Annotated in this window: 18 protein-coding genes and 1 pseudogene; 5 read left to right on the top strand and 14 right to left on the bottom strand. The window is 36.9% G+C overall.

Annotation, left to right across the window (positions count from 1 at the left end; genetic code table 11):
• Positions 1-74, bottom strand: a pseudogene (locus tag KI356_RS28685) (ribbon-helix-helix protein, CopG family); the annotation flags it as partial.
• 143 nt (positions 75-217) lie between these two features.
• On the opposite strand from KI356_RS28685, the gene cdaS reads away from it, so the two are divergent.
• The gene (cdaS, locus tag KI356_RS05950; RefSeq protein ID WP_088060353.1) at positions 218-823 is read left to right on the top strand and encodes a sporulation-specific diadenylate cyclase CdaS; all 606 of its coding nucleotides are present in this window, start codon (positions 218-220) and stop codon (positions 821-823) included.
• 191 nt (positions 824-1014) lie between these two features.
• Here the strand turns inward: cdaS and pepA are convergent, their stop codons facing one another.
• The 5 genes from pepA to KI356_RS05925 all read right to left on the bottom strand — a co-directional run bounded on the left by pepA (position 1015) and on the right by KI356_RS05925 (position 5536).
• Positions 1015-2499 (bottom strand): cytosol aminopeptidase, encoded by a 1485-nt coding sequence (pepA, locus tag KI356_RS05945; protein WP_212935041.1) that lies wholly within the window; start codon positions 2497-2499, stop codon positions 1015-1017.
• Between the two features lie 174 nt (positions 2500-2673).
• On the bottom strand, positions 2674-3300 hold the full coding sequence (locus KI356_RS05940; protein WP_002124394.1) for a 3D domain-containing protein: 627 nt from the start codon (positions 3298-3300) through the stop codon (positions 2674-2676).
• A gap of 86 nt (positions 3301-3386) precedes the next feature.
• Positions 3387-3704: a YuiB family protein gene (locus tag KI356_RS05935; protein ID WP_002124392.1), complete on the bottom strand. Its 318-nt coding sequence runs from the start codon at positions 3702-3704 to the stop codon at positions 3387-3389.
• A complete protein-coding gene (locus KI356_RS05930; protein WP_128281976.1) occupies positions 3701-4207 on the bottom strand; it encodes an NUDIX hydrolase in 507 nt (168 codons plus the stop codon). The genes KI356_RS05935 and KI356_RS05930 overlap by 4 nt, the downstream gene beginning before the upstream one ends.
• Positions 4208-4327: 120 nt before the next feature.
• Positions 4328-5536, bottom strand: coding sequence for an NAD(P)/FAD-dependent oxidoreductase (locus tag KI356_RS05925; protein ID WP_033712455.1), 1209 nt, complete (start codon positions 5534-5536; stop codon positions 4328-4330).
• A 462-nt stretch (positions 5537-5998) separates the two neighbouring features.
• Here KI356_RS05925 and KI356_RS05920 point away from each other — a divergent pair, with 462 nt between their 5' ends.
• The 3 genes from KI356_RS05920 (at position 5999) to KI356_RS05910 (ending at position 9226) form a co-directional block, all read left to right on the top strand.
• Positions 5999-6988: an NAD(P)/FAD-dependent oxidoreductase gene (locus KI356_RS05920; RefSeq protein ID WP_002124387.1), complete on the top strand. Its 990-nt coding sequence runs from the start codon at positions 5999-6001 to the stop codon at positions 6986-6988.
• A 185-nt stretch (positions 6989-7173) separates the two neighbouring features.
• The gene (locus KI356_RS05915; RefSeq protein ID WP_128281975.1) at positions 7174-7650 is read left to right on the top strand and encodes a GyrI-like domain-containing protein; all 477 of its coding nucleotides are present in this window, start codon (positions 7174-7176) and stop codon (positions 7648-7650) included.
• A 328-nt stretch (positions 7651-7978) separates the two neighbouring features.
• Positions 7979-9226 (top strand): MFS transporter, encoded by a 1248-nt coding sequence (locus KI356_RS05910; protein ID WP_128281974.1) that lies wholly within the window; start codon positions 7979-7981, stop codon positions 9224-9226.
• A gap of 17 nt (positions 9227-9243) precedes the next feature.
• Here the strand turns inward: KI356_RS05910 and KI356_RS05905 are convergent, their stop codons facing one another.
• Entirely contained in the window at positions 9244-10125 is an 882-nt protein-coding gene (locus KI356_RS05905) for a helix-turn-helix domain-containing protein (RefSeq protein WP_212935040.1), read from the bottom strand.
• A 78-nt stretch (positions 10126-10203) separates the two neighbouring features.
• Between KI356_RS05905 and KI356_RS05900 the strand changes: the two genes are divergently transcribed.
• The gene (locus KI356_RS05900) at positions 10204-10665 is read left to right on the top strand and encodes a 2-thiouracil desulfurase family protein (RefSeq protein WP_128281972.1); all 462 of its coding nucleotides are present in this window, start codon (positions 10204-10206) and stop codon (positions 10663-10665) included.
• 31 nt (positions 10666-10696) lie between these two features.
• Here the strand turns inward: KI356_RS05900 and KI356_RS05895 are convergent, their stop codons facing one another.
• The 7 genes from KI356_RS05895 to KI356_RS05870 all read right to left on the bottom strand — a co-directional run bounded on the left by KI356_RS05895 (position 10697) and on the right by KI356_RS05870 (position 14502).
• The gene (locus KI356_RS05895) at positions 10697-11050 is read right to left on the bottom strand and encodes a YxeA family protein (protein ID WP_070140082.1); all 354 of its coding nucleotides are present in this window, start codon (positions 11048-11050) and stop codon (positions 10697-10699) included.
• 162 nt (positions 11051-11212) lie between these two features.
• Positions 11213-11401: a hypothetical protein gene (locus tag KI356_RS28680; RefSeq protein WP_128281996.1), complete on the bottom strand. Its 189-nt coding sequence runs from the start codon at positions 11399-11401 to the stop codon at positions 11213-11215.
• 33 nt (positions 11402-11434) lie between these two features.
• Entirely contained in the window at positions 11435-11626 is a 192-nt protein-coding gene (locus KI356_RS05890) for a hypothetical protein (RefSeq protein WP_002124298.1), read from the bottom strand.
• An 87-nt stretch (positions 11627-11713) separates the two neighbouring features.
• Positions 11714-12484 carry a hypothetical protein gene (locus KI356_RS05885; protein WP_212935039.1) on the bottom strand — a complete coding sequence of 257 codons (771 nt, stop codon included), beginning with the start codon at positions 12482-12484 and terminating at the stop codon, positions 11714-11716.
• A 270-nt stretch (positions 12485-12754) separates the two neighbouring features.
• Positions 12755-13108, bottom strand: a complete 354-nt coding sequence (locus tag KI356_RS05880; RefSeq protein WP_000573823.1) for a HesB/IscA family protein — start codon at positions 13106-13108, stop codon at positions 12755-12757.
• Positions 13109-13149: 41 nt separating this feature from the next.
• A complete protein-coding gene (gene dapF, locus KI356_RS05875; RefSeq protein WP_212935038.1) occupies positions 13150-14016 on the bottom strand; it encodes a diaminopimelate epimerase in 867 nt (288 codons plus the stop codon).
• Positions 14017-14262: 246 nt separating this feature from the next.
• Positions 14263-14502 carry a YuzB family protein gene (locus KI356_RS05870; protein WP_000595025.1) on the bottom strand — a complete coding sequence of 80 codons (240 nt, stop codon included), beginning with the start codon at positions 14500-14502 and terminating at the stop codon, positions 14263-14265.
• Between the last annotated feature and the right edge of the window lie 184 nt (positions 14503-14686).

The raw sequence follows: 14686 nt of genomic DNA, 5'->3' as shown, positions 1-14686 counted from the left end.
TCTAGCTGTTCTTTTAATTCTGCGTCTAATTCTGCATATGAAAGCCAGCGACTAAATTCTTGTTTCCAATTCATACTTCCATCTCCTCTCGCCTGTCGTACCTTCATTATATGAAAAAAACAACCTGCATCTCAATATTTTTTAAAATCTAGCAGGATTTTACTATAAATATTTGTATACACTATGGTTAAATACTCCACCAAAGGGAATGAGGATTATGCAAGAATGGGGCTTGTCAGAAGAGCTCAAAATAAAAACAAAGCAGATGATTGAAATTGCTGAAAAAGAATTATCAAACATGAGGCATGCGATCGATAAAGAAGATGAATGTATTTTATGTAAAATGGAAGATATTCATCATATGTTAACGAATGTACAGACGTTAGCAGCTACATATTATATTCAAGCATATTTATCACCTTATACGGAAAGTTCACATTTCATCACTACAGCTGTCCAACATTTAAGCGCTCGAAAACACGGTGCTCTTATTATTGTGGAACGAAGTGACTCTCTTGATTCTTTCATTCAAACTGGAACGACATTAAACGCACACTTAACCGCGCCACTACTTGAATCAATTTTTTATCCAGGGAATCCTCTTCATGACGGAGCCGTTCTCATTAAAAATAATCATATTGTCTCAGCAGCTAATATTCTTCCACTAACAAAAAGTACAGAAATTAATCCTGAGCTAGGAACACGTCACAGGGCTGCAATTGGCTTATCAGAGAAAAGCGATTCACTTATATTAGTTGTCTCTGAGGAAACAGGACGTACTTCATTCGCTTTAAGTGGGACGTTATATACGATTTCCTTATAAGATGAATCTTTCACTATGTAACACCTTTTGGAACAGTAAAATAGTAAATGAAATTATATCAATCGTAACTCCAAATATATCGACGTTTCGACAAGGGATATCGACTTACCGACAAAGATTGACAATAGTCATACCATATCAATAAGAAAAGGCTGCCTCCAAAAAAATTTGAGACAGCCTTTTTTCAAAAATTATTCTTCTCCAAAACGTTCAACAAGTGTTGCAAGTGTACGAACCATTGCACCTGTTGCTCCAGATGGCCCTAAATCATGCGCGCCTGTTGTTTCAGATGTTCCAGCGATGTCTAAGTGTACCCATGGTGTTTCTTCTGCAAATTCACCAAGGAATGTCCCAGCCATAACCGCATGTCCTTCACGGCCTGGTGAGTTATTTAAATCAGCAAATTTACTGTTTTTGACACGTTCTTTATCGCGTTCAAAAATCGGCAATTGCCAAATTGGCTCATCCGTTTCCATAGAAGCCTCTAACACTTGTTCAAACAATTCTTCATTATTTGTCATTGCACCTGTTGTATGATTTCCAAGTGCAACAATTACACCGCCTGTTAATGTTGCAACATCAATAAGGTAGTTTGCACCAAGTTTTTTCGCATACGTAATACCGTCAGCTAACGCTAGGCGACCTTCTGCATCTGTATTTAATACTTCAATTGTTTTTCCGCTCATAGATGTAATAACATCATCCGGCTTAAATGCTGTACCACTTACAACGTTGTCAGTTGATGGAATAACAGCAATTACATTTTGCTCAGGGCGAAGTTCACCGATGATCTCCATCGCGCCAAGAACAGCTGCAGCGCCGCCCATATCACCTTTCATACCAACCATGCCTTCACGTGGTTTTAAAGAATAGCCGCCTGTATCATATGTAATCCCTTTTCCAACAAATCCAATTACATCTTTCCACTCTTCTTTTCCTTTATAAATAAGAGCGATCATTTTAGGTGGCTCTGTAGATCCTTGGTTTACTGCAAGTAATGCACCCATACCAAGATCTTCCATCTCTTCTTTCTCAAGAACCTTATAATCCATATCGTATTTTTCCGCTAATTCAACTGCATACTCAGCAAGCTTCGTCGCTGTTAATACGTTTGGCGGCATATTTACAAGCGTACGAGCTGAATTTGTTGCACGTCCATGTACGTATCCTACTGTTAATGCAGCTTCAATTTCTTGTGCATCTTCCGCTGTAATAGCCGTAAACTTCTCTAACTCTACACGATCCTTTTTATCTGTTTTATACGTTTGTAATTCATATGTACCAAGACCTTGTACTTCTGCCGCAATATGAGCTACATCAATCGCATCTAATTTATCTGTCACGAAAGAATCAAGTAAGATTGCTGCATCTTGTACTTTTGCTGCTTGTAATGTTTTAAACGCCTTACCAAGAGCCGCACGTAACGTTTCTGTCGTGTAAGACTCTTTCTTACCTAAACCAACAAAGTAATAACGCTTCACATTTGTTTTTCCTAAGCTATGTACTTTTGAAATGGCTTTTTTCTTCGTAGAAAGTTCCTTTTCTTCTAATAAAGCTTGTAATTGTCCTTCAAACGCTTTGTCCAGTTCTTGTACAAAACTACTCATTTTTTCTTCTTCAAATAAAGCAACAATTACCGCTTCATGACTTGCTAATTCTTTTTGTACTTGAAACATGTTCAGACCCCCTAAATTTCTCTACCTCTATTATAACTTTATTTTCGATAAAATGCGACAATTCTAACTTCTATTACCTCTTATACAGTGAGATTATAGTCAGGGGGAGCTTCCTGTAATTTCTAACACGATGAAATAAGACAAGAAAAAAAGCCTAGCGTGATTACCACTAGACTATCTTTGTTTTAAATATTGTCCACGAAACACTTGCATCGTTTCGTCTTGATTTAACATCGTTAACTCTTCTTCCGAAAACTTACCATTTCCTATTTTCACTACATACACATTTACTTTTTTCTTACCCCATTGGCTATAAACATCTTTCACCGTATCATAATATAAATCGAGACGATTTCCTTTTATAGCACCGCCCTTATCAGCTACAACACCATATCCGTAACCTGGCACGAATAGAATTGTCCCCAGCGGGAATACGCGCAAGTCAGCAGCGATTGTGGAATATAAATCCCTTTTTGCTTTAACACCTGAATATGTAATGCCATACTCTGGATGCCCCGGCCTCTTTCCAGTTGACTCTATCCCTGATGTATAACCAGTTGCAGTCATTTCTATAACACGATATTTAGACCAGTCATTTGCCTGTTCTAAAGCATTTATCACTTCTTTACTCGGAGCAACTTTTTTCTCAATTTCTGCTGCATGTACTTCTTTTGCACTTGTTTCTTCATATGATTTTATAATCTCTAATAAAGAAACTCCTGTGAAAGCCTTCCATGTTACGCATAATGCGAATGCAAGTAAACAAGTCATCATAATGCGAATACAATATCGTTTTAACATTTTTATATTCCACACTCCTTCATCGTTAATCATTCCCTATACGATGAAGGAATATGCAAAAAAATAATCTCCAAATTGATTGGAGATTAAAACATTTGATATCCACTTTTCCGAAGTTTCTTAATTATAATTCCTGCTAAAGCAGCACCTACTAATCCAGTAGATAGAATAAATACATCTGCTTGTCCTAAATGCGATACACTTGTCCCAAATGAAGAAAATGTTTCTTTTGGTTTTGAAAAATAGTCCCATATACTCGCTTTATTAATAATAAGCATACAAATAATCGGATACACAATAACCATTACCCATGTAGCTCGCAAAATCATGTTTAGTAAAAACCCAATTCCAAAAAACAAAATAAAAAATAACATCATTGAAATAAGTAGTACCGGTATACTCACTCTTTCTCCCTCTCCTTCACATGCGCCGTAAATACGTGATAAGCCGTATAACCAAATTGCTCTCCTGGATTTAATGTTTTGTCCATTTCAAGATGCGACTCTGCTCTTCCTTCTAATAAATATTTGATAAGTACAGAAGTATTTTGATCATCTGCAATATTTTCTGGATGTAAAAAAGCTACTTCCGACAATTCTTTTTCCTGTACGATAACGTCTTCTCCCTCTGGCTCTAGAAGAAAAATAATCATATTATCACTAATTTCATTATGAATAACACCTGAGCGAATACCAATAATCCCCTTTACATGAGCAACAATGCCTGTCTCTTCCAAAATTTCACGTTTCACAGCTTCATCAACAGTCTCGCCTTCATTAACAAAACCAGCAGGTAAAGACCATTTCCCCTTTAATCCACTGTATTTTTTCTTAACAAATAGCCACCTGCCATCTTTTGTAGCCACTAAACCACTAACAGCTAACCATACTTTCCCTCGCTTTCCCATGATGCATCCTCCTCTACCTAAACGAACAGAATATTCTTTCTTTTTTATATATTATACTATATTTTCAATACGAAAAAAGCAGAAACAGCTCATAGCCGTTTCTGCTTTTTCTACTATATATTAAAAGAACTTCAGTTTACCTTTTTTAAGAACTAATAAAGGTCCGCCTAGTAAGAATAAGTAACGGTTGTCGATTACTTTCTTCATGAATGAAGCTTTCCAACCTGTTAACTTTTTACCCATAACAACACCCATTGCATCGTCATGACCTAATGAACATACAGATCCTTTATTATCAAATACGAACTTTTTCATTTCGCCTTTGCCGCGAACTAACACAGTTAAATTGTGGGCAATGTTATAACCTTCTTGAATTGCAATCTGTGCTGTTGGTGGGTATGGACGATTAATCTCCTCATTGATGATCAACGCTGCATCACCAACCATGAATACATCTTCATGACCCGGAGCGTGCATATACTCATCCACTTTAATACGTCCGCGCATTGCTTCAAATCCAGACTCTTCAACAATACCGTTACCACGAACACCTGCAGCCCAAACTACAGTTTCAGATTTAAGAAGTTCAGCATCATCACCGTTTGCAACGATAATACCTTCTTCAGTTGCTTCCTTAATTGCTGTACCGATGCGGAATTCTACACCTTTTTTCTCAAGCTGTTTTACAGCGTACTCTACTAATGCTGGATCGAAACCTGGAAGTGCTGTTGGAGCAGCTTCTACACAGATAATACGTGCTTTTTCACGTGGAACATTGTACTCTTTGCAAAGTTCAGGAACACGGTTTGCAAGCTCACCTACGTACTCGATACCAGTAAATCCAGCGCCACCAACAACGATTGTTACTAACTCATCACGTTTTTCAGTCGCATATTGAGCGAATTTTTCTTCCATATGCTCACGAATTTGACGAGTTGCATTAATGTTAGTGATTGAGAATGCATGCTCTTTTAATCCTTTAATTCCGAACGTTTCTGATTCGAAACCAAGACCGATTACTAAGTAATCATACTCTAATTCACCATTTTTTAAGATAATACGTTTTTCAGCAGCTTTAATCTCTACTACTGTATCTTGTACAAAGTTCACTTTATTTGTATCGATAACGTCTTGAATATCTAGACAGATTTTATCATCTTGTAATGTACCTGCTGCACTCTCATGTAACCAAGTTGCTTGGTAGTGATAGCTGTTGTTGTTTACTAACGTAATTTCAGCTTCACTTACAGATAATGTTTTTTGCAGACGAACAGTCGTAATCATCCCGCCATAACCTGCACCTAAAACTACGATTTTTGGAGTCTTCACCGAATCACAACCCTTTTCTTTATATAATAGTAATGAAAAATAATACCAAGTACTAAAAAATCTATTTGTCAAGAATGTGGAATTTATCACATTCTATATCATAACAAAACGCAGTCAAAAAATCGTACGGAATTTGTCATAGAAATTTAACATAATACTTCCCTATATTAGTCGGTTTTATTCCATAATTCAAGCACCTAGAGAATTATCGATATTTTAAAATAAAATAGCGTTTTCAAGGGTTTTTCAGCCTTTTTTTCATGTATTTTCCTTTCTCTATATTTTATATAATTTAAAAAGCATCTATGCAAAAACTTACACACAATTCAGTCGGTTTCAGAAGTATTATGAACTCAAATATGCTATCATTTATTTGAAAGTGTCATCATTTGCAGGATTTTCGTGTACATATGAACAATATATGAAATCAATATTAAAATTCCATCTATAGGGGGAATGAAAGTGGCAGAAAATCAAAAAGTTTACGACATAACGATTATTGGTGGTGGTCCAACAGGACTGTTCACAGCATTTTATGGCGGTATGAGACAAGCAAGTGTAAAAATCATTGAAAGCTTACCTCAACTTGGAGGACAATTATCCGCACTCTACCCTGAAAAATACATTTATGATGTAGCTGGATTCCCAAAAGTGCGCGCACAAGAGTTAGTTGATAACTTAAAAGAGCAAATGAAGAAATTTGATCCAACCGTTTGCTTAGAAGAAGCTGTTGATACGCTTGAAAAACAAGCTGACGGTATATTTAAACTTGTTACGAATAAACAAACCCACTATTCTAAATCAGTCATCATCACTGCTGGCAATGGTGCTTTCCAACCACGCCGCTTAGAATTAGAAGGTACAGCAAAATACGAAAAGAAAAACTTACATTATTTCGTTGATGATATGAATAAATTTGCCGGCAAGCGCGTCATAGTATTTGGTGGCGGCGACTCAGCGGTAGACTGGACAATGATGTTAGAACCGATTGCTGACAAAGTTACAATCGTTCATCGCCGTGATAAATTCCGTGCGCATGAACATAGCGTAGAAAGCTTAATGAACTCCCGTGCAGAAGTAAGCACACCTTACGTTCCAGTTGAACTCATCGGTGATGACACTATTGAACAAGTTGTTCTTCAGCACGTAAAAACAGAAGAAAAAGTTATCATCGATGTTGATGACGTAATCGTAAACTACGGCTTCGTTTCTTCTCTTGGTCCAATTAAAAACTGGGGCTTAGATATACAGAAAAACAGCATCCTCGTGAATTCAAAAATGGAAACAAATATTCCTGGCATTTATGCTGCCGGTGACATTTGTACATATGAAGGAAAAGTAAAACTCATTGCTTGCGGCTTTGGTGAAGCACCGACAGCAGTAAATAATGCAAAAGCTTACTTCGATCCAAACGCAAAACTTCAACCAATGCATAGCTCAAGTATGTTTTAATATAGAAATGAAAAGAACTCCTTTTACATGAAAGGAGTTCTTTTCATTTAGAGATTCCTAATCGAAATTCCTCCTTTTCATAAATAAAATACATTTCAACTTAATAAAAAACACTACTCCCTTCCAAAATATGTTACAATAAAAAAAAGAACGTATGTTTTGTCCAATAAAGGGAGGTTTTATTAATGAAAGAACCAATTATAGTAACAAAAGAAGCTTTCCAAGCAATCGGCGTCTCTATTACGACGACAAACGAAAAAGAGGCATCTACTGAAGGAAAAATTCCAAAGCTTTGGAATCGCTACTTCCAGGAACAAATCATGCATCAAATTCCAAATCAACAAACAAAAGCAACATTCGCCTTCTATTCAAACTACGAATCGGATGAAACCGGTACATATCAATTTACTATTGGCATGCCTGTTTCTTCATTAGAAGACGTTCCTGAAAATATGACAACTTTAACAATACCTGCCGCGACATATGCGGTATTTACAACGAGAAAAGGCCCTGTGTCTGAAGTCGTGTGCGAGGCTTGGGAATATATTTGGCAATGGTCAAAAGAAAACAAGCGTGCTTTTACAACAGATTTTGAGCTTTATGACGAAAATGCATTAGATCCAAATAACGTACAATTGGATATTTATATTGCATTAGCCTAAAACATTAAAAAGAAGATGCCCTTGGTATCTTCTTTTTTTGTCGTGAAATAGCCACTGTGCAAATTCATTATTATTGTCTACAATGAGAAAGTGCAGTATAGAACTATTAGAAACTGTATAAAGTGAAACTATACTCAGTGGGGGTTTTGTTCATCCCCACTGAGTATCAGCCCTCACCAATCGGGCGTTTACGGGCAGTTGGTCTCCCACCTAACTTCTTTGCCCCAGCCGAACTTTGAGGTGGGAGTTTTACTGCCCGCAAATAGCGGGATAAAACGATTGTTAATAGGTTTTTTAGTTTAAATTTGGTACATAGAAAGGAAGCAATATGGAGGAACTACAACAAAATAAATCCGCTTTAGAAGGAAGCGGAAAACCGTTATTAAAAAATACAAACTTCCTTTTTCTTTGGGCAGCTACTCTCTTTTCAAGTTTTGCTTTAGCCTTTTTTACTTTTTCACAAACATGGTACATAGCAAAAACATTAAACCTTGAGGCTTCACTCGGTATTGTTTTCGTGGCTCTTAGTGTTCCAAGGCTCATTTTTATGATTATTGGCGGAGCATTAGCTGATAAATTCCCGAAAAAAAACATTATGTTTTACTCAAATATTATTCGCGCTATTCTTGTCGCAACAATTCTCACTTGGTTCATCGTCGGTGATGTAACACTATATACATTTGCTTTGTTCGCTTTGTTCTTCGGACTTGCTGACGCTTTCTTCTGGTCAGCAGATGGATCTATTCTGCCTGAACTTGTAGAAAAAAGCCGTTTAACACAAGCAAATTCACTTACTCAAATGACAAACCAAGCATCTGTCATTTTAGGACCTGTACTTGGCGGTATTCTCATTAAATTTACGAACTATGAAACAATTTTTTCAATTACAATCCTGCTACTCATTATCGCTGCGATACTCGTTCAAAAAATACAATTTACAGTACCCGAAAAAAATGAAACAGATAAAGGCATGTTTACTTCTATTAAAGAGGGAATTTCATATGTAAAAGAATCACCGTTTCTTTCAACTTTCCTTTTATGTAGCGCCTTTCTAAATTTATTTTTAATCGGTCCGATGCAAGTTGGCTTCCCGCTCTTCGTCAAAAACGTTCTGCACGGTGACTCACTGCAGTTTAGTTACTTAGAAGCGGCTGTTGGCGGCGGAATGGCGATAGGAGCTGTCATTGTCGGATTAAAAAACATTAACCGCAGACGTGGTCTATTTTGTATTATCATGATGCTACTTTCTGGTGTATTTTTCCTATCCATCAACTTTAGCACTGTACTTTGGCAAGCAATATTAGCTGGAATGTTTTACGGTATTACAATCGCGATGGCGATCGTTCCACTTATGGCAATGATTCAATCAACAGTAAAAGAAGAAATGATGGGACGCGTTATGAGTTTACTCATGCTTTCATCGATGGGATTCATTCCGCTCTCTTATGCATTTACATCGATTGCACTTTGGGCAGGCATTCCCATTGTAACGATTATGAAAAGCGGTGCAATCGCCGTTATCGTCTTCGTACTATTTGTAGCGATTCGTGTTCCAGTTGTAAGAAAGTTTGATTAACTACTTGGGGTCATGTATTATACGCATGGCTCCTTTTTAAACGGATCAAATAACGGTATCCCCTTACTCCTTCTCAAAGCTGCTCCCCATTCTAATCCAACCTCTAAAAATAAATCTCGGACTGTACTATACAAAAGTGCCCTAACGTCTTTACGAATTTTCCCATATTTATACGCTCTCACAACACTTTTTACGCGCCAAATTAAATTTCCATACACTTCTTCGTCAGCTAATATTTGCTCTAATAAAACACCTTGCTCTAGTAATCCGCTCTTTTTATAAGCAAGTTCCACCTTACTCCAAAATATATTAATCTTTTTCGGATTACTCGTCATCGGCACCAGTGCATATATAAAAGGCTTCGGTATATCGTGACGACAATACGTTTCATCAAGCTCGTACGTTACTTTTCTTTTCTCTTTTATTTGTGGAATGTTTTTAGAAAGAATTGTTTCCCGCTCATTTTTTTGCTCGTTTCCACTACAGCCATCTGCACAATCATCACTTTCACATGCGGACATTTTCATACGGTCATCCATGCGGTCAATTGCAGATTTAAGAAATACATATAAGTTTGCACTATATCCCCCACGCTTATGTCTTTCTTTTGTCGCAACACGCTTTATAATTCCTAGTTCCTCTAACTTTGCAATCGAGCGGCGTACTGTACGAATACTCTTTCCAACATTTGTAGCAATTGTCTCCATTAACGGACAAGCAACTCCCACTGTTTTTTGTTTCTCATTCACCGCATACTTTCCTAAAAAATGAATAATGATAGAATCAGTTTTATTCAGTTGAAATCGATAGCACTTCAAAACTTGTTTTTGGTATGTATTAAACTCTTCTTTACTTCGAAATTCACTATATGGTTTCATTAAATTATATAAGCTTCCCATTTTTTATCACCTCATTTATAGGTAAGAAGTAGGAAGAGAAATTGGCGTGATATTTTAAATTTTTTTGGAGGTGACAATATGATTGTAATAAGTGCTTGTTTAGGTGGTATTGCTTGTCGGTATGATGGAAATGACAATCTCGTTTCAAAAATAGAGGAGCTACTGCAACAAGAAGATACAGTCCTCATTTGTCCTGAAGTATTAGGAGGATTACCAACACCTCGTCCCTCAGCTGAAATTATTGGTGGGAATGGCGATGACGTTTTAGACGGAAAAGCGCAAGTGATGACAAAAGATGGTGAAGATGTCACGGAGGCTTTCGTGCGTGGTGCTTATAAAGCATTAGAACAAATAAAAGATTTAAACCCAGAATATATTATTTTAAAAGAACGCAGTCCATCCTGTGGTAGTTCTACGATTTACACTGGAGAATTTAACGGTAATAAGCAAACTGGTTATGGGGTGACAACTGCTTTATTTAAAAGACATGGATTTAAAGTCATTTCAGAAGAGGATTTTAAGAATAAAAAAAGGAATTGACCCTGTTCGTCAATTCCTTTTTCTATCTGTCTTATTTCACACCTAATTTTTCTTTCACTTTCGCAGGAAGCTCATCTTTTTTCACTTCTTCCCAAGCCGTTACACCTTTTTTATCTGAGTGGAATACACGTAAGAATGCTTCTTTGCGAAGATTTTTCACAGCTGTAAATTCTAATTCTTTTTCTTTACCTTCTTTATCAAATGCAGGTAACTTATACTCGAATGATTTGTGTGGCTGACCGTTATCAGCTTTTTCATTCTTCTCAATTCCGTCAGTCGTAATTTGAACGTAATACTCATCTTTACCCATACGGTTTAAATCACAGCCAACTAATAAACTTGCAAATACAACTAAAATACTAAACAGTGCAATGTATCTTTTCATTTCCTTCACCTCATATGTTTTTTCTTATATTCTTATCTTAAAGCTCAGGGCTTAAAGAAGAAATTCAAAAACATGACATGAACATTACACTTTTGTAAGATAATAAATTAAAAGTTTAATCAGTGTTTTTTTCATTGAAAATGTTATTGGCACTCATCTAGCCTAGTCATGACAATCTATTAACGCCAATAACGTCTTCCACTTGTCACGAATCTTATCACGTAATTTTCTTATACCTCTTATTACACCCTCTATTACGCACTCTATTATGATATCTATTACACGATAACTTACAAATCTAATTATAGGTTTAATCACATATCTTCCTACGAATTCAAAAATATCGTCGATCCAGCGTCCCCTCCTCCTCGTACAAAAAAACTGCTACTTCCCATTCTTTTTGCGCAATCTACGTTCTGTTACAACCGCTGCGCCTACTGCGGTAGATACCAATAAGAATAGTACGGCAATAGCATCCACAATGTGGCTATTGAATCTGGATGAAACTCCAACAAATACTAACGCTATCGTTAATACTGCTAGCATAATTATCGTTATCTTATCTTCGTTCATCATTGCCCTCTCCGATTACTCACGGTTCTCTCTCCAAGACTTTATAAAATCACCGACAACTTTACTACAATTGTTCCCGTAATTAATTTATTATCGTGGTAACCCATCTTCAACTACCTTCGTAACAGTTCCATTCGGTTCGAAGATTACACGTAATGCCCCTTCGCCCCCATAACCTGTATATCCGTATACTGAATACGATTTATATTTTTCAATCATACGAGGCTGTCCAATCGTAGCCTTTACATCATTCGCAGGCATACCTTTTTTGATTTTCAAATAGTCATTATAAGATACTTCTGCTGAATCATAATTTACATCTTTATACCACGGCACACGATCGTTCTTTTCTTCATATCCCTTTGCAGATTCCTTCGTCGACTCTTCACTACTTTGAGTAGATAGCTCATTATCTGTAACGGTGCCATCTACCTCAGTACGCTCAATATTCACAACATAGCCATACGTATTCAATTCCACCATAATTTCATATGTACCATTCGTATCTTTTTCAGTATAAAATGCGCGTTTTTCATTGTTATTATAATATTTTAGAGTATCACCACCGTAGTCAATTGCGTTAAGAATGTCCGTATATGTCATGCCTTCCTTAATCTCTTTAGCTTCGGTGCTAGAAATATAACGCTTCTGTGATGATGTAGCATCCTCATATCTAATGCTGTCACGTTTGCTCGTAGTCATAGGCGTTTCCTTCTGTTCTTTTAGTACTTCCGCTTCCGATTTCACTTGTTGCTTTGCTCCCGCTTTTGTTAATACGTCTGTATCGTTAGAACAAGCTCCAAATATTGATGCTGTAACCAACGTCATCCCTAATAACAGTACTTTCTTAAATGACTTCATTGTAATTCCTCCGGTAGTTTTTAATTTCTAGTAATCAGCTTATTTTAATTAATATGGAACTAGTCAGTTCTATACAATTTGATATGGCCTTCACCTTCATACATCCTCTTCATCCTTCTTCTTGCATATATTCGCTATCTTTGTCATGCTCTTTTTCTTTTTTAACGGCAAAAGAAAAGACCTTCCTAACGATTTGATTTCATCGCTAAGAAGGTCTTTATATGCAACCTACCCATTCAATTTCCGCTTAGAATAACGGAATGAAAAAACTTAGCACTCTTCCGGCTTACCAGCATTCGATGCTGTACGGAAAGATGAGCCACATCCGCATGATGCAATTGCGTTTGGATTATCGATTGTGAATCCGCCGCCAAGCATTGATTGTTTATAATCAACTTTTACTCCTTTAACAATTGGAGCACTTTCTTTATCGATAACAAATTCAACACCGAAAAACTCAAGAACTGTGTCGTCTTCTTTTGGTTCTACTTCAAATCCTAAGCCGTAAGAAAGACCGCTACATCCGCCGCCGTGTACAGCAAGGCGCACGTACTTCTCTCCATCTTCAGCATCTTTTAACATATCTTTAATTTGAAAAGCTGCTTGTTCTGTAACTTCAATCATGAAATACACCATCCTTTCTGTTCTCATTCTATTATACATCTTTACGCTTCTATCTTGTACTCATACACTCCGCGGCAAATTACTTCTGCTGGTCCTTTCATTAACACGTTTCCTTCTTCTGTCCATGCAATCATTAAATCGCCACCAGCTAAATGAACTGTAATTTCTTTACCACGTTCCATCTTTCCGTTTAAAATGGCAGCTACAACTGCAGCACATGCTCCTGTTCCGCAGGCTTGCGTTACACCAGATCCACGTTCCCAAACACGGAAGTTCATCTCTTCCTCATTTAAAATCTCGATGAATTCAACATTTACTCGTTCTGGGAACATTTCATGTGTCTCAAGGACTGGGCCAAGTGTTGTAAGAGGTGCTTGCTCTACATCATTAACAAAAATAACCGCATGCGGGTTCCCCATTGAAACAGCTGTAAATGCATAACGGTGATTATTGTATAAGAAGTTTTCACGAATAAATGGTGTTTCTCCTTCACCAAGCATCGGTATCTCTTCGCGTGTTAAACGAGGTGCTCCCAAATCGATTTTCGCTAATGTAACTTTGTCATCTTCTACCGTTACTTCTGCCGTAACAATACCAGCTAACGTTTCAATTGTGAAAACTGTATCTTCTACTAGTTTATGCTCATACGCATATTTCGCTACGCAGCGTAAACCATTTCCACAGCTCTTTCCTTCTGAACCATCGTTATTAAACATACGCATTTTCACTGGTGCTACGTCAGAAGGACAAATTAAAATCATTCCATCTGCCCCAATACCAGTATTAATGTTTGAAACCTTTTCAGCTACAATAGCTAAATCTTCTTCTCTAATTTGTTCTTCAAACATATTTACATATATATAACTATTGCCAAGACCATGCATTTTTGTAAAAGAAAATTGGCTCATTTTTATTCACTCCAAAAATAATTTGTTATTTCAAGTATAGAATGCATGCTTTTAGAACACAATATGAATGTCCCCCGTTTCTCATATTTGACAACGTTTGGCGATGAGCCATTCTTACACAAATCGTGTAAGAAAAAAGCCCTTCTAAAAAGGGCCTTTTTTTATTTATCTATAGTCTTAACCTCCCCTCCGAAATAACGTTTTATCTAAAATAAAACGAAAAAGGCGCTGCTCATTCGCAACACCTTAAAACATTGGATTTTCATCCAAATAATCATATACATTATTTACAAGTTCTTCTACTGTCGCACCTTGTACAACTTCACCATTTACAAGTGCAAATGGTCCTTCAAAACAAATACCACAATACCCTAAACAACCATATTCCATTACGTCTAAATTAGGATCTTTTTCTAATTTCTCTAAAGCTGCTTGTGAACCACTTGCAAGGTTACCTACACAAAATTCAATTAATGGTTTAATCAAAATTCTCCCCCCTGTACTACAAAACAAATTACCTTCTGACTTTATCCCGCTATTTGCGGGCAGTAAGACTCCCACCTCAAAATTCAGCGAATGCAAGGAAGTTAGGTGGGAGATAACTGCCCGTTAATGCCCGATTGGTGAAGGCTAATAATCAGTGGAGGATGGACAAAACCCCCACTGATTA

The sequence above is a fragment of the Bacillus hominis genome, assembly GCF_018332515.1.
GTDB lineage: Bacteria > Bacillota > Bacilli > Bacillales > Bacillaceae_G > Bacillus_A > Bacillus_A hominis.
This window is presented reverse-complemented; position numbering and strand designations above follow the sequence as displayed.

Bases quoted from the DNA above. Each gene is read 5' to 3' on its own strand.
- cdaS (WP_088060353.1), top strand. From the start codon at position 218: ATGCAAGAATGGGGCTTGTCAGAAGAGCTCAAAATAAAAACAAAGCAG.
- pepA (WP_212935041.1), bottom strand. From the start codon at position 2,499: ATGTTTCAAGTACAAAAAGAATTAGCAAGTCATGAAGCGGTAATTGTT.
- KI356_RS05940 (WP_002124394.1), bottom strand. From the start codon at position 3,300: ATGTTAAAACGATATTGTATTCGCATTATGATGACTTGTTTACTTGCA.
- KI356_RS05930 (WP_128281976.1), bottom strand. From the start codon at position 4,207: ATGGGAAAGCGAGGGAAAGTATGGTTAGCTGTTAGTGGTTTAGTGGCT.
- KI356_RS05915 (WP_128281975.1), top strand. From the start codon at position 7,174: ATGAAAGAACCAATTATAGTAACAAAAGAAGCTTTCCAAGCAATCGGC.
- KI356_RS05910 (WP_128281974.1), top strand. From the start codon at position 7,979: ATGGAGGAACTACAACAAAATAAATCCGCTTTAGAAGGAAGCGGAAAA.
- KI356_RS05905 (WP_212935040.1), bottom strand. From the start codon at position 10,125: ATGGGAAGCTTATATAATTTAATGAAACCATATAGTGAATTTCGAAGT.
- KI356_RS05900 (WP_128281972.1), top strand. From the start codon at position 10,204: ATGATTGTAATAAGTGCTTGTTTAGGTGGTATTGCTTGTCGGTATGAT.
- KI356_RS05895 (WP_070140082.1), bottom strand. From the start codon at position 11,050: ATGAAAAGATACATTGCACTGTTTAGTATTTTAGTTGTATTTGCAAGT.
- KI356_RS05890 (WP_002124298.1), bottom strand. From the start codon at position 11,626: ATGATGAACGAAGATAAGATAACGATAATTATGCTAGCAGTATTAACG.
- KI356_RS05885 (WP_212935039.1), bottom strand. From the start codon at position 12,484: ATGAAGTCATTTAAGAAAGTACTGTTATTAGGGATGACGTTGGTTACA.
- KI356_RS05880 (WP_000573823.1), bottom strand. From the start codon at position 13,108: ATGATTGAAGTTACAGAACAAGCAGCTTTTCAAATTAAAGATATGTTA.
- dapF (WP_212935038.1), bottom strand. From the start codon at position 14,016: ATGAGCCAATTTTCTTTTACAAAAATGCATGGTCTTGGCAATAGTTAT.